This window comes from Gluconobacter sp. P5B12 (genome assembly GCF_018812035.1).
Classification (GTDB): domain Bacteria; phylum Pseudomonadota; class Alphaproteobacteria; order Acetobacterales; family Acetobacteraceae; genus Gluconobacter.
Genome location: NZ_JACRVV010000002.1, coordinates 293,542 through 308,904 on the forward strand (window position 1 = coordinate 293,542; position 15,363 = coordinate 308,904).

Genomic DNA, 15,363 nt, shown 5'->3' on the forward strand with positions numbered 1-15,363 from the left:
AGGATTGATTAGGAAAACGAAAATATTCATAACCTGAAATCAGATGCTTCCGCCATGGCAATAAAGTCCGGCAATGCTTCTATACGCTCCAGCCATTGCTGAATGGCGGAATAGGGCTCCAGGGAAACGCCTCCTTCAGGTGCGCGCTTGATGTAGGCGTAACAGGCCAGATCGGCGAGTGTCGGTGTTTCACCTGCAAGAAACAGCCGCTGTTTCAGCTCATCATTCATGAAGGGAAGCAGCTTCGCAGCTTTGGCTTGAGCCGGGGCAATATCTTCCGGGCGTTTCCAGAGTGTCGCGGCACGCGCCATGGCTGGCCCATAGCGCAATTCACCCGCTGCAATGGAAAACCACTTCTGAACCCGAGCCGCGCCGAGTGCATCCTCTGGCAGCCATGAACTGTCGGATGCATAGGTTTTCGCGAGATAGACCAGGATGGCATTGCTGTCCGTCAGGACGATATCACCATCTTCCAGGATCGGGATTTGCCCCAGCGGATTGAGCTTCAGCACCGCAGGGGACTGCATGGAGGCTTCTACAAAGCTGTAATCCAGCTTCAGGATCGACAGGAAAAGCCGGACGCGATGCACATGGCCGGACAGAGGAATTCCATAAAGACGTCTAGCCATGATCTGGTCCGGTAATGGTGAAAAGGACAGAGTGGCCATCGTGACGGAGACACGCAACGGCTTTATGGTCCTGTTTCATCTCATTTTAACTCAGGATCATCCGACATGAGTGCGCCTATCCATCGTCTGACCGTGGAAGATCTGGTGGAAACCGTTGAGTCGGTTGTCGCGTCTGAAACGGATCAGATTGCGAACATGGCCAATATCGCGGCCCTGCTGTTCGAGGCCTTGCCAGACATTAACTGGGCCGGATTCTATCTTTTCAAGGATGATCAGCTGGTCCTTGGCCCGTTTCAGGGGCGTCTGGCCTGTACGCGCATTCCGCTTGGGAAAGGTGTCTGTGGAACTGTTGCCCATCAGAAAACCACGCTTGTTGTCCCGGATGTGCATGCATTTCCAGGGCATATTGCCTGTGATGCTGCCTCGGCTTCCGAAATCGTGGTTCCCATCCTGCATGATGGAAACCTGATCGGAGTTCTGGATATTGATAGCCCTGTGAAGAACCGCTTCGATGCGGACGATCAGGCCATGATCGAAAAGATTGTCAGCGCCTTTGAAAAGACGCTGACAGCCTGATTTTCAGGCAGGAACGTTTTCGCGCAGATGGTTCATCAGCGCGGGAACGTCTTCTACAACGGTGAACAGCTTAAGTGTGTTGGGGGAGGCAAAGCCCTGCTCAACGGCATCGGTCAGGGTGCGGACAAGGGATTTTGCCCAGCCACCAATATTGACGATGTAAATCGGGTCCTGATGCAGGCCGAGCTGCTTCCAGGTCAGAATTTCCATAAGTTCATCAAAGGTGCCGAATCCGCCCGGGATGATGGCATACGCATCTGAAAGCTCGAACATGCGGGCTTTGCGACTATGCATGTTGGGTGTCACTTCAAGCTCTGTCACGCCTTTATGCATGACTTCGCGGTCATGCAGGAACCCGGGGATAACGCCGATAACCTGCCCCCCTGCGGTTAGAGCTGCGTCCGCAACGGTTCCCATCAAGCCCACATGGCCGCCGCCATAAACAAGCGTAATTCCGTTCTGGGCCAAAGCTGTTCCAAGTTCGGATGCACCTTCTGCATACACAGGGGAGTTGCCGAAGCGGGAGCCGCAGAAGACAGCGCAGGAACGGATGGTCATAGGAAGCAGGTCCTGTAAGGAAGCGGGCAGAACGCTTAGACGGCAGGCTTCCGCCCAAGCGAACGGCTGATGAGCACACCGACCAGACAGCACACCGCAGTCGTGCCGAACATGGTCTTGTAGCCAGCAAACTCGATGACCTGCCCGAGCACAAGACCCGAACATGCAATCGCCAGATCAATGAAGATCGAATAGGCGCCCAAAGCGGCCCCACGGTTGTGTGGGCCAGCACTGTTGACGGCCAGCACGCCGAGGGCAGGGAACAGGAGGGAGAAACCTGCGCCAGTCAACGCCGCACCGATAAGAGCGGCCCCCTGGGACGGGAAAATCGCCAGACAGGCCAGCCCGACAGCTTCGATGAGCAGAGAGACGATCGCCACGAAGACGCCACCACGCCGGGCAATCTGTGAGGCGAAAAAGAACCGGATAACAACGAATACGATACCGAAGACGGACAGCGCTGTTGCAGCGCCTTCCCAGTGCAGAACGGCATAATACAACGCCAGAAAGGACGAGATGGCACCGAATCCGATGGAGCCAGCCGCCAGTGCCATGCCATGCGGCAGAACCACCCGAAGCGCGCGTGCAAACGGAACAGGCTTTTCCGTGGCCGGGAGAGGCTTGATCCCTTTGTAAAAGCCGATCAGGGCAAGGCCAAAAAGCGGGAGAAGGGCAGACAGGATGCCGACCGAGACAATGCCGCCATAAGGATGAGGAAGCTGTGAGAGCTTGGCGCCAATCGGTGCACCAAGAGCAATGCCTCCATAAGAACAGATACCGTTCCACGAAATGGCAATAGCTGTGTTTTCAGCTCCGGCCCGGCGGATATTCCAGACAATGACGCCCGTGGCGGCCCAGCTTTCTGCCCAGCCTAGAAACAGACGACTTAAGAGCAAAATTCCAAGGGAAACGGCTGGTGTCTCGCCTGACCAACCCGCACCGATCATCAGCAGACCTGAGATGAGGCATGTCACCAGTCCGCCTAAAACAACCGGTTTGGGACCAATACTATCGACTAGGCGCCCGGCAGAAGGGCGCGCTGCGAATGTCGCAAGATATTGCAGTGAGAAGGCCAGACCAGCGATCGTCGTGCTATAGCCCAGCGTATGGTGCACGAAGATCGTCAGGACGGCATTGGGAAGTCCAATAACGATGTAAACCAGAAGATTGAACAGAACGACGGTAAGAACCCGCTTCGTCGGTGAACTCACCGGCGTTTCTTCCGCAGTCATGTCTTCAGTCTCCCGTCTTTGTAAGTAACTAACTGGTTACGTCCTGTCAGGCATAGGACAGTTTGAACGATCCGTCACGGTCAATGGACCCCTCAGGTCCAAAAAACAACAGTATGTGATCTCTCGGGAATGAACATCCCGAGAGAAGGTGGCCTTAAAGCATGTTCTGCAGGCGGCTTGAAACCGCTGAGCACACTTTCTGGCGCAACGGCTCTGCCAGTGAGGACAGGGAGTATTGCTGGGACGTGTTCGTCTGGTTGCTGACGGCCTGAAGAATGCCCTGCTGGCCAGCACTGTATGCGGGGCTGTTGGTCACGCCTGCTGCCTGTGTGGCTGTGGAGAGAAGACCTGTGGCATTCGTGCCCGTGGCCAGGTTGTTCGTCACACAATAGTTCAGAACACCAGCAAGATTACTGGTGGATGTGGACGAAAGATTTGGCAGGCCGAGGGCACCCGTCAGGCCACTGGTTAGCTGTGAAGCCGTGCTCTGGGCTGCGGCCGTTGCAGCGGATGTCGCGGCAGCTTGCGTTTCCGGGTTCTGTGCAGCCGATACACCAGACGTGCAGCCTCCAAGGGAGAGGGCGGCAATGGTGGCAATTGCACCGGTTGAGAAAAGGGCTGGCAGGCGGAACGGAACCATGGAATTTCATCTCCTGTGAAGACAACCAAGAGGCGCGATATGCCTCTTTTGTGTCCTAACAACGCTCAAAAGAGAGAAAGTGAGCGAAAAACCTGTCGATTTTCGGGGAGCGTCGTTTCTGGCTGATCGAAAGCAAGCTGCATCTGTGAACTCTCGTCCGGTATCTCCAGCGATGGCGCCGCGAGAGCCGATAACGTGAGGCCGAGAAGACGCACGCCGGGCACTAAAGGAAAAAGCGGCGTCAGGAGAGACTGCCCAACTTCGGCTAGAAGTGCCTCGGACCCAACGGAGACAGGCAGACTGCGGGCTCGCGTAATTTGGCGGAAATCTGCATATTTGACCTTGAGAGTTATGGTTCGGCCTGTGATCTGTTTGCGCTGGGCCTGTAGCCAGAGTTTGGTGGCTATCATTCCAAGAGCATTGCGTGCGGCGGCTTCATCTCGCAGGTCTGTCAGATAGGTCTGTTCCGTTCCCAAAGACTTGCGCTCGCGATTAACCACGACGGGGCGGTCATCAATCCCGCGGGAAATGCCATGATAGAAGGAAGCGGCCTTTCCAAAGTGGCGCGTGAGCGTGAGCAGATCCATTTTTCGAAGGTCCGCACCGGTTTCGATGCCCAGAGCATTCATTTTTCGGGCAGTTGCCGGGCCAATTCCATGAAACTGGTCTACGGACAAACTTAGCACAAAATCTGGTCCCATTCGTGGCGTGATGACAAAAAGCCCATCAGGTTTGCGGTAATCGGACGCCAGTTTGGCCAGAAACCGGTTGTAAGAGACCCCAGCGGAAGCTGTAAGGCCGGTTTCTTTGCGGATGTCTGCACGAATGCGTTCCGCAACCAACGTGGCCGAACCATAGGCGCCCAGATAATCCGTGATATCCAGATAGGCCTCATCAAGTGAAAGAGGCTGGATGAGGGGCGTATATCGGGCAAAGATCTCGTGGATCTGCATGGAAACAGCGCGATAGACGTCAAACCTGGCCGGTACGAATACAAGATCCGGACAGAGGCGCTTGGCTTTCAGGGACGGCATTGCAGAGCGCACACCAAAAGGACGCGCTTCATAACTGGCAGCGGCAACAACGCCACGGGCCTCGCCCCGTCCAACCGCGAGGGGGCGGCCACGTAAGGACGGGTTATCTCGCTGTTCGACAGACGCATAAAAAGCGTCCATGTCGATATGCACGATCCGGCGGGACTCCATCTGTACAGTGTCGCCGATCAACAGGAACGAAACAAGATCGGATCAGTCCATGAGCATCGAAGACGCCCGTCGCGCCGCTGGTTTCCAGACAGTCTCAAGCCGTCTGGCTTACAGCAATCCGTGGACGGCCCTGCGAGAGGACATCATCATTCATCCCAACGGCAAGAAGGGCCTTTATGGCATTGTCGAGCGTGGAGAGTTTGTGGTGATCCTGCCCATGCATGCTGATGGCCGCGTGACCCTGATCCACCAGTTTCGGTACCCAGTTGGGGAGCGCCTGCTCGAACTGCCAATGGGAATGTGGGAGACCAAAGAGAACGTCGATCCTGTCGAGCTTGCTCTTGGTGAACTCCGCGAGGAAACGGGCCTGCGCGCGGGCGAGATGATTCATGTGGGAACGATGTATCAGGGGGCCGGATATTCGAACCAGAAAGGCCACGTCTTCCTGGCACGTAACCTCACGCGCGGTGAAAGCGAGCTGGAAGACACCGAGCAGGACATCACGACGCAAGACATGACGCTGGGCGAATTTGAAGACCTGATCGCCCGTGGCGAACTTAAATGCATGGTGTCTCTGGCTGCCTTTGCGCTGATTCGCGCAAAGGGCCTGATCTGACGTCCGTTCAGATTACCGTATCGAGAAACACAACTTTCGAGCCGCCGTCTTCAACCAGTGTTTCTATGGCCTTGTTGAAGACGCGGCCGTGCTCGTTGGAAATATGCGTTCTGAAAGCGGCTTCATCACGGTAGCTTTCCTCCACATAGAAAAAATCAGGGTCTTCTGCCAGTGTGTGCACAACGAAGCGCTCACAACCGGGCTCAGCGCGCACATCGGCAGCTAGCGCGATCAGAAGGTCACGGACCTTCTCACGGCAGCCCGGCAGGGCTTTCATCGTGGCGTACAGGGATTTGGACATCGATCTTATCCGCATTAATGGTCTGAAAAGCGTGTCATCATTGGGCCTCCTGACGATCTACATCAAGTGGGGCAGTGCTTAACCTTTCCCGATGAGTTCCTGACATCGCATGAATGACAGTTTTTCGCGAAAAATGAACAGGACATAGTAGTCCAGCTCACGGCTGCGGGTCTTTGTCGTGCGGGTATAGAATGGATAAATATCCAAAGGCCCCTGCAACCCTGCAGGGCGAGGCTCTGACTTTAAAATACAGTCCACCCGGAACAGCGGCATATAAACTGCATCTTCCCCAGGATTGCGCCGGACGTGCCACAGATTGCGCCGGAATTTCTTAAGCCGGTCAGGAAGCGCAAAGATCATTGTTTTTTCAATGAAGCCGGCTGGAAAGACTTCAGGCCGATAGTACTGCATGTCTTCGGGCATGTTGCAGAAGTAGGGGTGGTCCTGAACAATCATGACCACCCTTTACTCCATACATTCGCTCAGACGAAGAGGCGTGATCTTCAGTCGGCGGATGGCTTGTCTTCTGGTGTTTCACCGCTGATGTCGGCTGCAGCCTGCCGCAGGATCTGCACCACCCGGCGCAGTTCCTCCGCATTTGCTCCGCGACGGGATTTCAGTGCCAGCTTCAGAGCCAGACGTGCCTCATGCAGGTCCTGACCCAGGCTGGGATCAAGATCATTCACTCCACTGAAGGCATCCCGAACTTCCGACATCCGGGCACCAATCCGGGCGAGGACCTCGAGAATACGATTCGCCGTCTCCCGGTTCGCTTCATAATGGGTGCGTCCCTCATCCGTGAGACTGTAAAGCTTACGGTTGCCTTCCTGTGTGACGGCGGTCAGGCCAGCCTCTTCAAGATAGGTGAGGGAAGGGTAAATGACGCCAGGGCTCGGCTTGTAAAAGCCACCGGAGTGCTCTTCGAGGCGGCGGATCAGTTCGTAACCATGCGCAGGCTGATCATGGAGAAGGGCTTCAATGACAATCTGAAGTTCCTCAGCTGTCAGTTTGCGACCACGTCCGAAAGTGTCGTCACCAAAGCCGCCGCCACCGAACCGGCCGCCCCCGCGTGGTCCCCGACCACCAAAGCCGCGTCCGCCACGACCTTCGCCACCCCGGCCACCAAATCGGCGCCCTGCGTGTTCGCCACGCTCTGGAGGAAATCCGCCTTCGCGGAAGTCCGGACGATCCTGCATTTTTTCTCCTTCGCTGTTTAATGCGTCGCTGCGGCTTCGACCGCCCTTGCGATGCTTGTGTCCCCCGAAGCCAAAACCCCGGGAGAACTTTGAGAAACCGCGCTCAGCACGTTCGGTATCATGTTTGAACATTCTGTTTTCCTTCATTCGATATGTCGTACGATATAGTATCTTAAGATATATCTGCAAGTGTTTCTTTTTCAAAATCTGCGCGTGCCATAGCCGCGTGCCGTTTCCGCTGGTATCCGGCGGAGATGGGTAGCCCGATCTCTTCCCCTCCTGACCCCGAACTGCGGCGCACATTTCGTCAGCTGGTGCCCTGGCGTGCTGCTTTGACGATTGGTGCGATGCTGTTGTGTGTGGCGCTGTTGCAGCGGTTGCCTTTCATTCATCGTCTGCTGGAAAACGCGCCGCATTGGCACGAGACTCCCTATGCAGCCATCTGGTTCCTGCTACTGGCCATTCCGTATTGTGCCTGCGGTCTGCCGCGACAGGCGTTGTGCATTGCCGCGGGGCTGGCGTTCGGAGTCTGGGGCGGTCTGGGCCTGTGTTCTCTGGCGTATATGCTCGGTGCGATGGCGGCTTATGGCTGGGCCAGAGTGCTTGCACCGGTAAAATTTCGACAAAGGTTGCATGACCGCCTGCAAAGGAATTATGCAGCGCTGGCAAGAATCCTTCATCGCAAACCCTTCCGTGCTGTTCTGACCTTGCGGCTCATGCCTGTTGGGTCTGCTCTGCTGGTCTCCATGGCAGCCGGATTATTTGAACTTCCGCTTCCAGCCTTTGCGTTGGCAACCTGCCTTGGCGGTTTGCCTCAGAACCTGGTGTTTGTTCTGGTAGGGGCTGGCACACGTATTGGTCATATGATCCAGCTTGGTCTCGCGGGTGGCCTGTTTGTGGTTTCTGGCGTTCTGGGAGCATTGCTCCTGCGTCAGGCAGATGAATAACCGTTCGAACATCTCGTTCTGAACGATTCACTGGTTTGATCCGTTCGTGAGGGACGGGTCCTTTCTCATCTTCTGAACATTGCTTTTTCACAGGCAGAAACGAATGACAGAACAGAGCATGGCGTTCCGGCGTGGAGACACCATTCCGGGATGGTTGCCGCTTATGCTGGGTATCTTCACGGCAGTCGGACCTGTCTCCACAGATATCTATCTCCCGGCCCTCCCTGAAATGGAACGCCAGCTTCATTCTGCTCCCGGTTCAGGCAGTATCACCATGGCTGCCTGGGTTATCGGACTGGCCATTGGTCAGATCACGATTGGCCCGGTTTCAGACAGGTTCGGCCGACGGCTGCCGCTTCTGATTGGCATGATCGGATACACAATCGGCGAGATCGGCTGCGCACTGGCCCCGACCATGACCATCATGTGCATCTGCCGGGTTTTTTCAGCTCTGATGGCCTCGGCTGGACTGGTGATTCCCAATGCATGTCTTCGGGATCTCACGGAGGGTGATGAAGCATCCCGCCTCATGTCGCGCCTGATCGTTGTGCAAGGTGTTGTCCCGATTCTCGCGCCCATGCTGGGTGGCTTTGCGCTGAAGTTTGTGGACTGGCGGGTCATTTTCTGGGCCACGGCCGTGTACGGCGGGCTCTGTACCCTGATGCTCCTGACCGTATTCCCGGAGACGCTCCCCACGCAGGAGCGCCGGGACATGCGGCCTCTCTCCATCATCGAACGCTATATCTATATTCTGCGGACCCGCAGCTTCATCACGAATGGCCTCGTCTGGAGCTTTCTGGGCTTCGTAACCTTCACCTATCTGACAGGCGCTCCCACGCTGTTCGAAGAGCGCTTCGGCATGTCTCCGTTCCATTACGGAATGCTGTTTGGTCTGTTCGCCGTCTGCATGATCGGGGCCTCTGCCATTAATGGGCTTGTGGTGGGGAAGGTCAGTACGACGCACATGCTTTTCAGTGCGCTGGGAATCAGCCTGACAGGCAGTATCCTCTTCCTGGCGCTGGCCGTCATTTCCGCTGTTGATCTGACATCGGGCGGACAGCTTCGATCCTTCTTTCTCTGGCCGCTTATCATCTCGCTTGTCATCACAATGGCGCCAACAGGCATCATTGGACCCAATTCAATGGTTGGCATTCTGTCCGAACAGTCCGAACGTGCAGGCTCGGCTTCTGCTCTGGCAGGAACAATGCAGTACCTGTTCGGAGCGGTAGCAAGTGCGCTGTTCGGTCTGATGTCCCCCGGGACGGCCATTCCATTTGCGGGCTTTCTGGTGTTCGCCTTCTGCGCGGCAACCGTGTTTGCTCTGCTGAGGCCCAGACTGCCATCATCAGCGCCCTGAAGGAGTTGAGAGTGATGCAGGTACTTCTTGTTGAAGACGATGTGGCCGTGGCCCTCGTGGTAAAGACGGTTCTGACGCGGGAAGGATGGGACGTTCATCTGGTTGAGGATGCTGAAAGTGCCTTGGCATGGGACGGGTCCGCAGACCTGCTGGTGACCGACTACAATCTTCCAGGTGTGCTCAATGGTCTGCTGCTGGCCCGGAAACTGCGGGAACAGAATGCCAGCCTTGCCGTGGTTCTCATGTCAGGAGACTTCGAGGAGGGGCAACTGATGGGCGAAAGTGTCGCTGTTCTGCCCAAGCCATTTCGCAGGAATGCGCTGCTTGAAGCTATCGATCAGGCCCGGAACGCAATCCGGGCTTGAGTTGTAGGGGAAGAGTCCCCTACATGGCCCGCTGTTTGCCACGCCCAGAAGAAAGCAGTGCCGTCATGTCGTTTCAGGAACCCCAGCCGCTCAACCTCAAGGACTACATCCGTGAGGTTCCCGATTTTCCGAAGCCGGGTATCCTGTTTTACGATATTTCCACGCTGATCCGCTCTGCCGAAGCCTGGCAGGTTGCAACGGGCCGTCTGGCACGTATCATTTCTGCCTGGCAGCCGGACCTGCTGGCTGGCATCGAAAGCCGTGGCTTCCTGACAGCAGCGCCTCTGGCACAGCGCCTCGGCTGCGGCTTCACCATGCTGCGTAAGCCGGGCAAGCTGCCGGGTGAGACAATCTCCCTGAAGTACGGTCTCGAATATGGCGAGGACGAACTCCATATTCAGGCTGATGCCATCAAGCCGGGTCAACGCGTTGTCGTTCTTGATGATCTGTTGGCCACCGGTGGCACGCTCGCTGCCTCCATCGACCTCCTGCGCAAGGTTGGTGCAGAAGTTGTGGGTGCGAGTGTGTTGATCGAGCTTGCAGGTCTCAAGGGACGTGACAAATTGGATGTCCCGCTGAACGCACTCATCACTTACGAAGACTGAGGAACCACCATGTCCGGCATTTCTTCCCTGTGGCAGACCCGCTATCGCACTGACGCCCCAAAAGACCTGCCGGACAATCCGGTTCTCCAGACTCTTCTGAAACACCATTCCGTCCGGGCATATCTGCCGGACGCGTTGCCCGCCGGGACGCTGGAAGCTGGAATCGCGGCATCCTCTTCTGCTGCAACGTCCAGCAATCTGCAGGTGTGGTCCGTTGTTGCGGTCGAAAATCCGGAGACGCGGGCAAGGCTTGCCGAACTCTGCGGTAATCAGAAGCATATCGAAGTTGCACCGTTGTTTCTGGCCTGGATCGTCGATCTGGCGCGTCTGGAACGGATTGCGGAACGGGCAGGCAAGGGTAGTGAAGCGCTGGATTATGAGGAAATCTTCCTCATGAGCACGCTGGATGTCGGTATTGCTGCCCAGAATGCTGTGACGGCGTTCGAGTCCATGGGGCTTGGGACTGTTTACATCGGTGGTCTGCGGAATCATCCGGAAGACGTTGCCAAGCTGCTCAACCTGCCGCCCAAAACCGTTGCAGTTGTTGGTCTCTGTGTGGGACGTCCTGATCCGTCGGCTCAGAACGGTTACAAGCCGCGTCTGGGGCAGGATGTCGTGGTGCACCGTGAACGCTACACTTCCGCAAATGAAGCCGAAGGTGTCGCAGCTTATGACCGCGTTGCCGATGCCTATCAGCAGGAGCAGGGCCTTGCACCGCGAGCATGGTCTGAAACCGTGGCAAGTCGTGTGGATAGCTACCATGGGTTGAGCGGCCGCCATGTCATGAAAGCTGTGCTCAACCGGCTTGGCTTTGCTCTGAAATAAGATGGTGGTGACGGAAGCTGGACGTGGACGCTTGCACATCTGAGCACCCATTGAAGAGAGTCGGGTTTTGAGACATCTGTCTCCAATTACGCTCAGTGTTGCTGTTCCACGTCGAGCCCCTAATTCCGGAGTTTTGTCCTGAGCGATTTCCTTTCTCCGGATCTTCCGGTTGCGGCTGTTCTTCCTGATCTTCTGAAAACGTTAGAGCAGCAGCCGAACGCTGTTCTCGTTGCTCCTCCCGGTGCCGGTAAGACAACCTTGACGCCGCTGGCACTGCTTGAGGCGGCATGGCTTGCGGGGCAGAAAATCATTCTGGTCGAACCTCGCCGTGTTGCTGTGCGAGGGGCCGCGTCACGGATGGCCTCCACGCTGGGAGAGCGACCGGGTGAAACTGTAGGCTTTCGTACGCGCACCGACAGCGCCGTATCAGGCCGAACGCGTATTGAAGTTGTGACGGAAGGATTGCTTGTACGGCGCCTGTTAGCAGACCCAACGTTGGATGGGGTTGGTGCTGTCCTGTTTGATGAGGTGCATGAGCGCTCGTTGGATCTGGATGCAGCTTTGGGATTCTGTCTGGACCTTCAGCGTGAACTCAGGCCGGATCTCCGCATTCTGGCCATGTCCGCAACGCCGGATGGGCGCGCGTTTACAGATCTTATGAACGCCACCCTGATCGAGAGTGAAGGCCGACAGTATCCCATCGATATACGCCACACCCGGGATGTCATGCACCCGCGTGACCTGCCAGAAGCCTGCGCACGCGCTATCAGGCAGGCTTTCACAGAGGAAGAGGGCGATATTCTTGCGTTCCTTCCCGGCGTTGGGGAAATTCGCCGAACACAGGCTCTGCTTGGAGATGCTGTGCCTGTTTTTCTCCTTCATGGAGAACAGACGACAGAAGATCAGGACCGCGCGATTGCGCCATCCGACAGACGGCGTGTTGTGCTGGCAACCTCCATTGCCGAAACTTCCGTGACGGTTTCCGGCGTTCGGATTGTTGTCGATGGTGGTCTGCGCCGGGCACCGCGTCTGGATTCCAACACAGGGTTATCCCGGCTGGAAACACTGAAGATTTCGCGTGCGACGGCCACTCAGCGCGCGGGGCGTGCAGGGCGTCAGTCTCCTGGTATCGCGATCCGTCTGTGGTCCGAGGCTACGCAACGCTCTCTGAGGCCACAGGATGCGCCCGAAATCCTTGTTGCGGATTTAACGGACTTCGCTCTCGTGACGGCAGCCTGGCAGGACGTCATGGGAACAGCGCCCGACATGTTGCCACTCCTTGATGCGCCTCCTGCCGGAGTGCTTGCGGGTGGGCGTGAGTTGTTGCGTGAGTTGGGTGCCCTGAATGAAGCCGGCCAGATTACGACTCTTGGAAAACGGATGGTTGGGCTCGGAACACACCCGCGTCTTGCGGCCATGCTCTGTGCGGCGAAAACCATCCCCGAGCGTGTGACGGCAGCCTGCCTGGCCGCTCTTCTGGAAGAGCGTGATCCTTTACGCCCCAGACCGAATATGCCTTCCGGGGCATCTGCGGGAGCGGACATTCGCACACGTCTGGCTTTGTTTGAGCGGGATGATCCACGAGCGGACAGGGCCAGCCTGTTCCATATGCGTCAGGCGGCGAAACGCTTTCTGCGCCGCATGGGTGGCAAAGACCTTCCACTCAGCCCGATGCCATCTCATGCAGGGCCACTTCTGGCCGCCGGTTTTCCTGATCGTGTGGCGCAGGCTGCGGGAGAAATTGGACGATTTCGGCTTGCAGGCGGCGGGAGTGCCCGTGTGCAGGCCAATGACGGTCTTGCACGGGAGAAGCTTTTGGCTGCCGCAGCTTTTCACACGCGAACGTCGACGGAAATCACGCTTGCGGCGCCTCTGGATGCTGAACATTTGCCCCAGACGCTTCTGGATCGGACAACGGAGCAGGTTGAAACCAGTCTGGATGGGGCTTCAGGTCGGATTATCGCGCGACGCAGGCTGCGTCTGGGCGCGTTGATCCTGCGTGATCGCAATACAGAAGTAACGCCTGAGGAGGCGCAGGCACTTCTTCTGCAGCAAATCGCGGCTGATCTTGCCCGCACTCTGAACTGGTCTGACGCAGCCTTTCAGTTCCAAGCCCGTGTGGCGCATGCACGCGCGACCTACGCGCCTCATCTGCCGGACCTGTCGATGGCTGCTCTTGCTGATGATCTGGCATGGCTGGAGCCATATCTCGCAGGCTGCGATCGTCTGACTCAGGTGAAAGCTCTCGATCTTCTGTCCATTCTTCGGGCCCGTATGGACTACAGCGACCTTTCCGCACTGGATCGAAAGCTGCCGCCTCGTCTGACGCTCAAAGCCAGCACCCACGACATTGATTATACAGGGGCCGTGCCAACAGTGTCTGCACGAGCACAGGCATTCTATGGCACGGCCGGAACACCGTTGCTCGCTGATGGCGCCGTGCCGCTTCAGTGTGCATTGCTCTCACCGGCTGGCCGCCCACAGGCCATTACTGCTGATCTTGCCGGTTTCTGGAAAGGGAGCTGGTCAGATATGCGCAAGGACATGCGAGGGCGCTACCCAAGGCATGACTGGCCTGAAGATCCGGCAACGGCTGAACCGCCAAAGCCACGTCCCAAACGCTAGGTTCCATCAGGCCATCTGGAAAACTGCCTTACGGAACAGGGAACGCACGCCCTCGGCGTCCACCTCCGTGCAGATCTGAACAGATGGGCGATTGTCCCAGTCTCCGGGTGGATAAACCCGACCGTCTGCTTTTTGAACAGATTCACCCAGGGTAACGCCTTCCGTCGAGACGCGAACGGCACCTTTCTGGGTTTTGAACAATTCCGGCGCAATCACGTATGCTGCAGCAGAGGCATCGTTGACATAAATGCCGTCCAGACCAAGCCCTCGATGAAACGTCATGTAGACCCGCGTGATATCCCACAGGAAACGTCCTGACGGGCCTCCATGCTGGCGCAGGTTTTCGAAGTAGGCGTCTGTCATAAGAGTTTGTGTCGTGACATCGAGCCCTACGATTGTTACCGGCCAACGCGCGGCACAGATCTCATCGGCAGCTCGTGGATCGCCATGGAAATTGGCTTCCGCCGCGGGTGTCACATTTCCCCGTGCATCGTGATGCCCGAATGCGCCGCCCATCAGCACGACATCCTTCACCAGACTGGCAATGTCTGGCGCCTTGCGCAGAGCAAGAGCGAGGTTTGTCATGTGTCCTGTCGCGACGAGAGTGATCTCGTGTGGGTTGGCGCGCACCAGATCAATGATGAGATCATGAGCAGGGCGAGGATCGAGTTTTTTGTGGACTGCCGAGAGAGGAATATCTCCCAGAGCGTTTCGTCCATGAATGGTGACAGGAGGGGACGATGTCACACCATCCAGAGACGCGCCCTGGCCTTTTGAAACCGGGACATCGATCCGGAAGCGTTCGGCCAGATAGAGCGCATTGCGTGTTGTGGTGTCGATCAATCCATTACCGGCCGCAGTCGTAATGCCCATCAGCTCGATGTTTGGCGTGCCATGCAGCAAAAGAAGCGCCATTGCGTCATCGATGCCAGGATCTGTATCGAAAATGACTTTTCGTTGCGCAGGTGCAGCGCGGGTCATATTCGGGAGCAGAGACAAGGATGCAAACCCGGCGGACTGAGCGAGCAGGGAGCGACGGGACATGCGCATGACAGGTTATTCCTTGAGAAAACGAAGTTACCGTTACCATCAAGGAATGACCTGTCTGCGGCAAGCTTTTAGCGGAGCCTGATTGCGAAGCGTCCTGCGCCAGCGGCGGCAAGAGCGAGTAGGCCCCCTGCAATGCTGATGTTCTTATAGAAATGGATCATCATGTCGTAGCGGAGCATTCCGGACATCGTCCAGAAATGATGGCCGATCAGCCCTGTCACGATGGTGTAGAGGGCAAGAACAATCGCAATGGGTTCCACTAAAATGCCGCCAAGCAAAGCCAGTCCTGCCCCGAGCTCCACGACGATAGCGAGGATGGCTGACAGGGTGGGAACAGGCGCACCGGTCTGAATCATGTAGGACACTGCCGCGGGGAAGTCCGCGAGTTTGCCCCATCCCATCACGAGGAAGAGACCGGCGAGCAATACGCGACCTGTGAGGAGAAGGGCATCGCGAGGCAGAAGATTGGTGAGCATCGGGAAAATCTTTCGAAGCAGAAGAACTGCCTTGAAAATATGAAAAGTAGATATTCTAAAAAATAGAAATGATGGAATGATATGATTTCCAAAATGCTCATTATTAGGTTTTTACATCTCCCTCCGGCCTGGCAGGAAATCCCTGTCTGCGGCTTCTTTT

Annotated in this window: 18 protein-coding genes; 8 read left to right on the forward strand and 10 right to left on the reverse strand. The window is 56.7% G+C overall.

Features of this window, described 5'->3' with window-relative positions:
- Positions 1-26: 26 nt before the first annotated feature.
- Complete coding sequence (locus KP702_RS05350) at positions 27-629, reverse strand: glutathione S-transferase family protein (protein WP_202207035.1); 603 nt, start codon at positions 627-629, stop codon at positions 27-29.
- Between the two features lie 105 nt (positions 630-734).
- Between KP702_RS05350 and KP702_RS05355 the strand changes: the two genes are divergently transcribed.
- Positions 735-1,205: a GAF domain-containing protein gene (locus KP702_RS05355; RefSeq protein WP_202207036.1), complete on the forward strand. Its 471-nt coding sequence runs from the start codon at positions 735-737 to the stop codon at positions 1,203-1,205.
- 3 nt (positions 1,206-1,208) lie between these two features.
- Here KP702_RS05355 and KP702_RS05360 read toward each other — a convergent pair whose 3' ends face one another.
- The 4 genes from KP702_RS05360 to dinB form a co-directional block, all read right to left on the reverse strand.
- Positions 1,209-1,763 carry a TIGR00730 family Rossman fold protein gene (locus KP702_RS05360; RefSeq protein WP_086633532.1) on the reverse strand — a complete coding sequence of 185 codons (555 nt, stop codon included), beginning with the start codon at positions 1,761-1,763 and terminating at the stop codon, positions 1,209-1,211.
- Between the two features lie 35 nt (positions 1,764-1,798).
- Positions 1,799-2,995, reverse strand: coding sequence for an MFS transporter (locus KP702_RS05365; protein WP_202207037.1), 1,197 nt, complete (start codon positions 2,993-2,995; stop codon positions 1,799-1,801).
- 154 nt (positions 2,996-3,149) lie between these two features.
- Entirely contained in the window at positions 3,150-3,635 is a 486-nt protein-coding gene (locus KP702_RS05370; RefSeq protein ID WP_202207038.1) for a DUF2501 domain-containing protein, read from the reverse strand.
- Positions 3,636-3,700: 65 nt separating this feature from the next.
- Positions 3,701-4,840: a DNA polymerase IV gene (gene dinB / locus KP702_RS05375; protein ID WP_202207039.1), complete on the reverse strand. Its 1,140-nt coding sequence runs from the start codon at positions 4,838-4,840 to the stop codon at positions 3,701-3,703.
- 49 nt (positions 4,841-4,889) lie between these two features.
- Here dinB and KP702_RS05380 point away from each other — a divergent pair, with 49 nt between their 5' ends.
- Positions 4,890-5,456, forward strand: coding sequence for an NUDIX hydrolase (locus KP702_RS05380; protein ID WP_202207040.1), 567 nt, complete (start codon positions 4,890-4,892; stop codon positions 5,454-5,456).
- Between the two features lie 7 nt (positions 5,457-5,463).
- Here KP702_RS05380 and KP702_RS05385 read toward each other — a convergent pair whose 3' ends face one another.
- The 3 genes from KP702_RS05385 to KP702_RS05395 all read right to left on the reverse strand — a co-directional run bounded on the left by KP702_RS05385 (position 5,464) and on the right by KP702_RS05395 (position 7,085).
- Positions 5,464-5,757, reverse strand: a complete 294-nt coding sequence (locus KP702_RS05385) for a putative quinol monooxygenase (RefSeq protein ID WP_202207041.1) — start codon at positions 5,755-5,757, stop codon at positions 5,464-5,466.
- Positions 5,758-5,835: 78 nt separating this feature from the next.
- A complete protein-coding gene (locus tag KP702_RS05390) occupies positions 5,836-6,213 on the reverse strand; it encodes a hypothetical protein (protein ID WP_202207042.1) in 378 nt (125 codons plus the stop codon).
- 47 nt (positions 6,214-6,260) lie between these two features.
- Complete coding sequence (locus tag KP702_RS05395) at positions 6,261-7,085, reverse strand: PadR family transcriptional regulator (RefSeq protein ID WP_202207043.1); 825 nt, start codon at positions 7,083-7,085, stop codon at positions 6,261-6,263.
- Between the two features lie 122 nt (positions 7,086-7,207).
- Here KP702_RS05395 and KP702_RS05400 point away from each other — a divergent pair, with 122 nt between their 5' ends.
- The 6 genes from KP702_RS05400 to hrpB all read left to right on the forward strand — a co-directional run bounded on the left by KP702_RS05400 (position 7,208) and on the right by hrpB (position 13,677).
- Positions 7,208-7,900 (forward strand): TVP38/TMEM64 family protein, encoded by a 693-nt coding sequence (locus KP702_RS05400; RefSeq protein WP_202207044.1) that lies wholly within the window; start codon positions 7,208-7,210, stop codon positions 7,898-7,900.
- A 103-nt stretch (positions 7,901-8,003) separates the two neighbouring features.
- On the forward strand, positions 8,004-9,257 hold the full coding sequence (locus KP702_RS05405) for a multidrug effflux MFS transporter (protein WP_086633529.1): 1,254 nt from the start codon (positions 8,004-8,006) through the stop codon (positions 9,255-9,257).
- Positions 9,258-9,271: 14 nt separating this feature from the next.
- Positions 9,272-9,622, forward strand: coding sequence for a response regulator (locus tag KP702_RS05410; protein ID WP_064275635.1), 351 nt, complete (start codon positions 9,272-9,274; stop codon positions 9,620-9,622).
- 65 nt (positions 9,623-9,687) lie between these two features.
- A complete protein-coding gene (locus tag KP702_RS05415; protein ID WP_202207260.1) occupies positions 9,688-10,227 on the forward strand; it encodes an adenine phosphoribosyltransferase in 540 nt (179 codons plus the stop codon).
- A 9-nt stretch (positions 10,228-10,236) separates the two neighbouring features.
- Positions 10,237-11,052 (forward strand): NADPH-dependent oxidoreductase, encoded by an 816-nt coding sequence (locus tag KP702_RS05420; RefSeq protein ID WP_215768614.1) that lies wholly within the window; start codon positions 10,237-10,239, stop codon positions 11,050-11,052.
- Positions 11,053-11,190: 138 nt separating this feature from the next.
- A complete protein-coding gene (hrpB, locus tag KP702_RS05425) occupies positions 11,191-13,677 on the forward strand; it encodes an ATP-dependent helicase HrpB (RefSeq protein ID WP_215768690.1) in 2,487 nt (828 codons plus the stop codon).
- Between the two features lie 6 nt (positions 13,678-13,683).
- On the opposite strand, the gene KP702_RS05430 is transcribed toward hrpB, so the two are convergent.
- Positions 13,684-14,727, reverse strand: a complete 1,044-nt coding sequence (locus tag KP702_RS05430; RefSeq protein WP_202207046.1) for a nucleoside hydrolase — start codon at positions 14,725-14,727, stop codon at positions 13,684-13,686.
- A 68-nt stretch (positions 14,728-14,795) separates the two neighbouring features.
- Positions 14,796-15,203, reverse strand: a complete 408-nt coding sequence (locus KP702_RS05435) for a DoxX family protein (protein WP_202207047.1) — start codon at positions 15,201-15,203, stop codon at positions 14,796-14,798.
- Between the last annotated feature and the right edge of the window lie 160 nt (positions 15,204-15,363).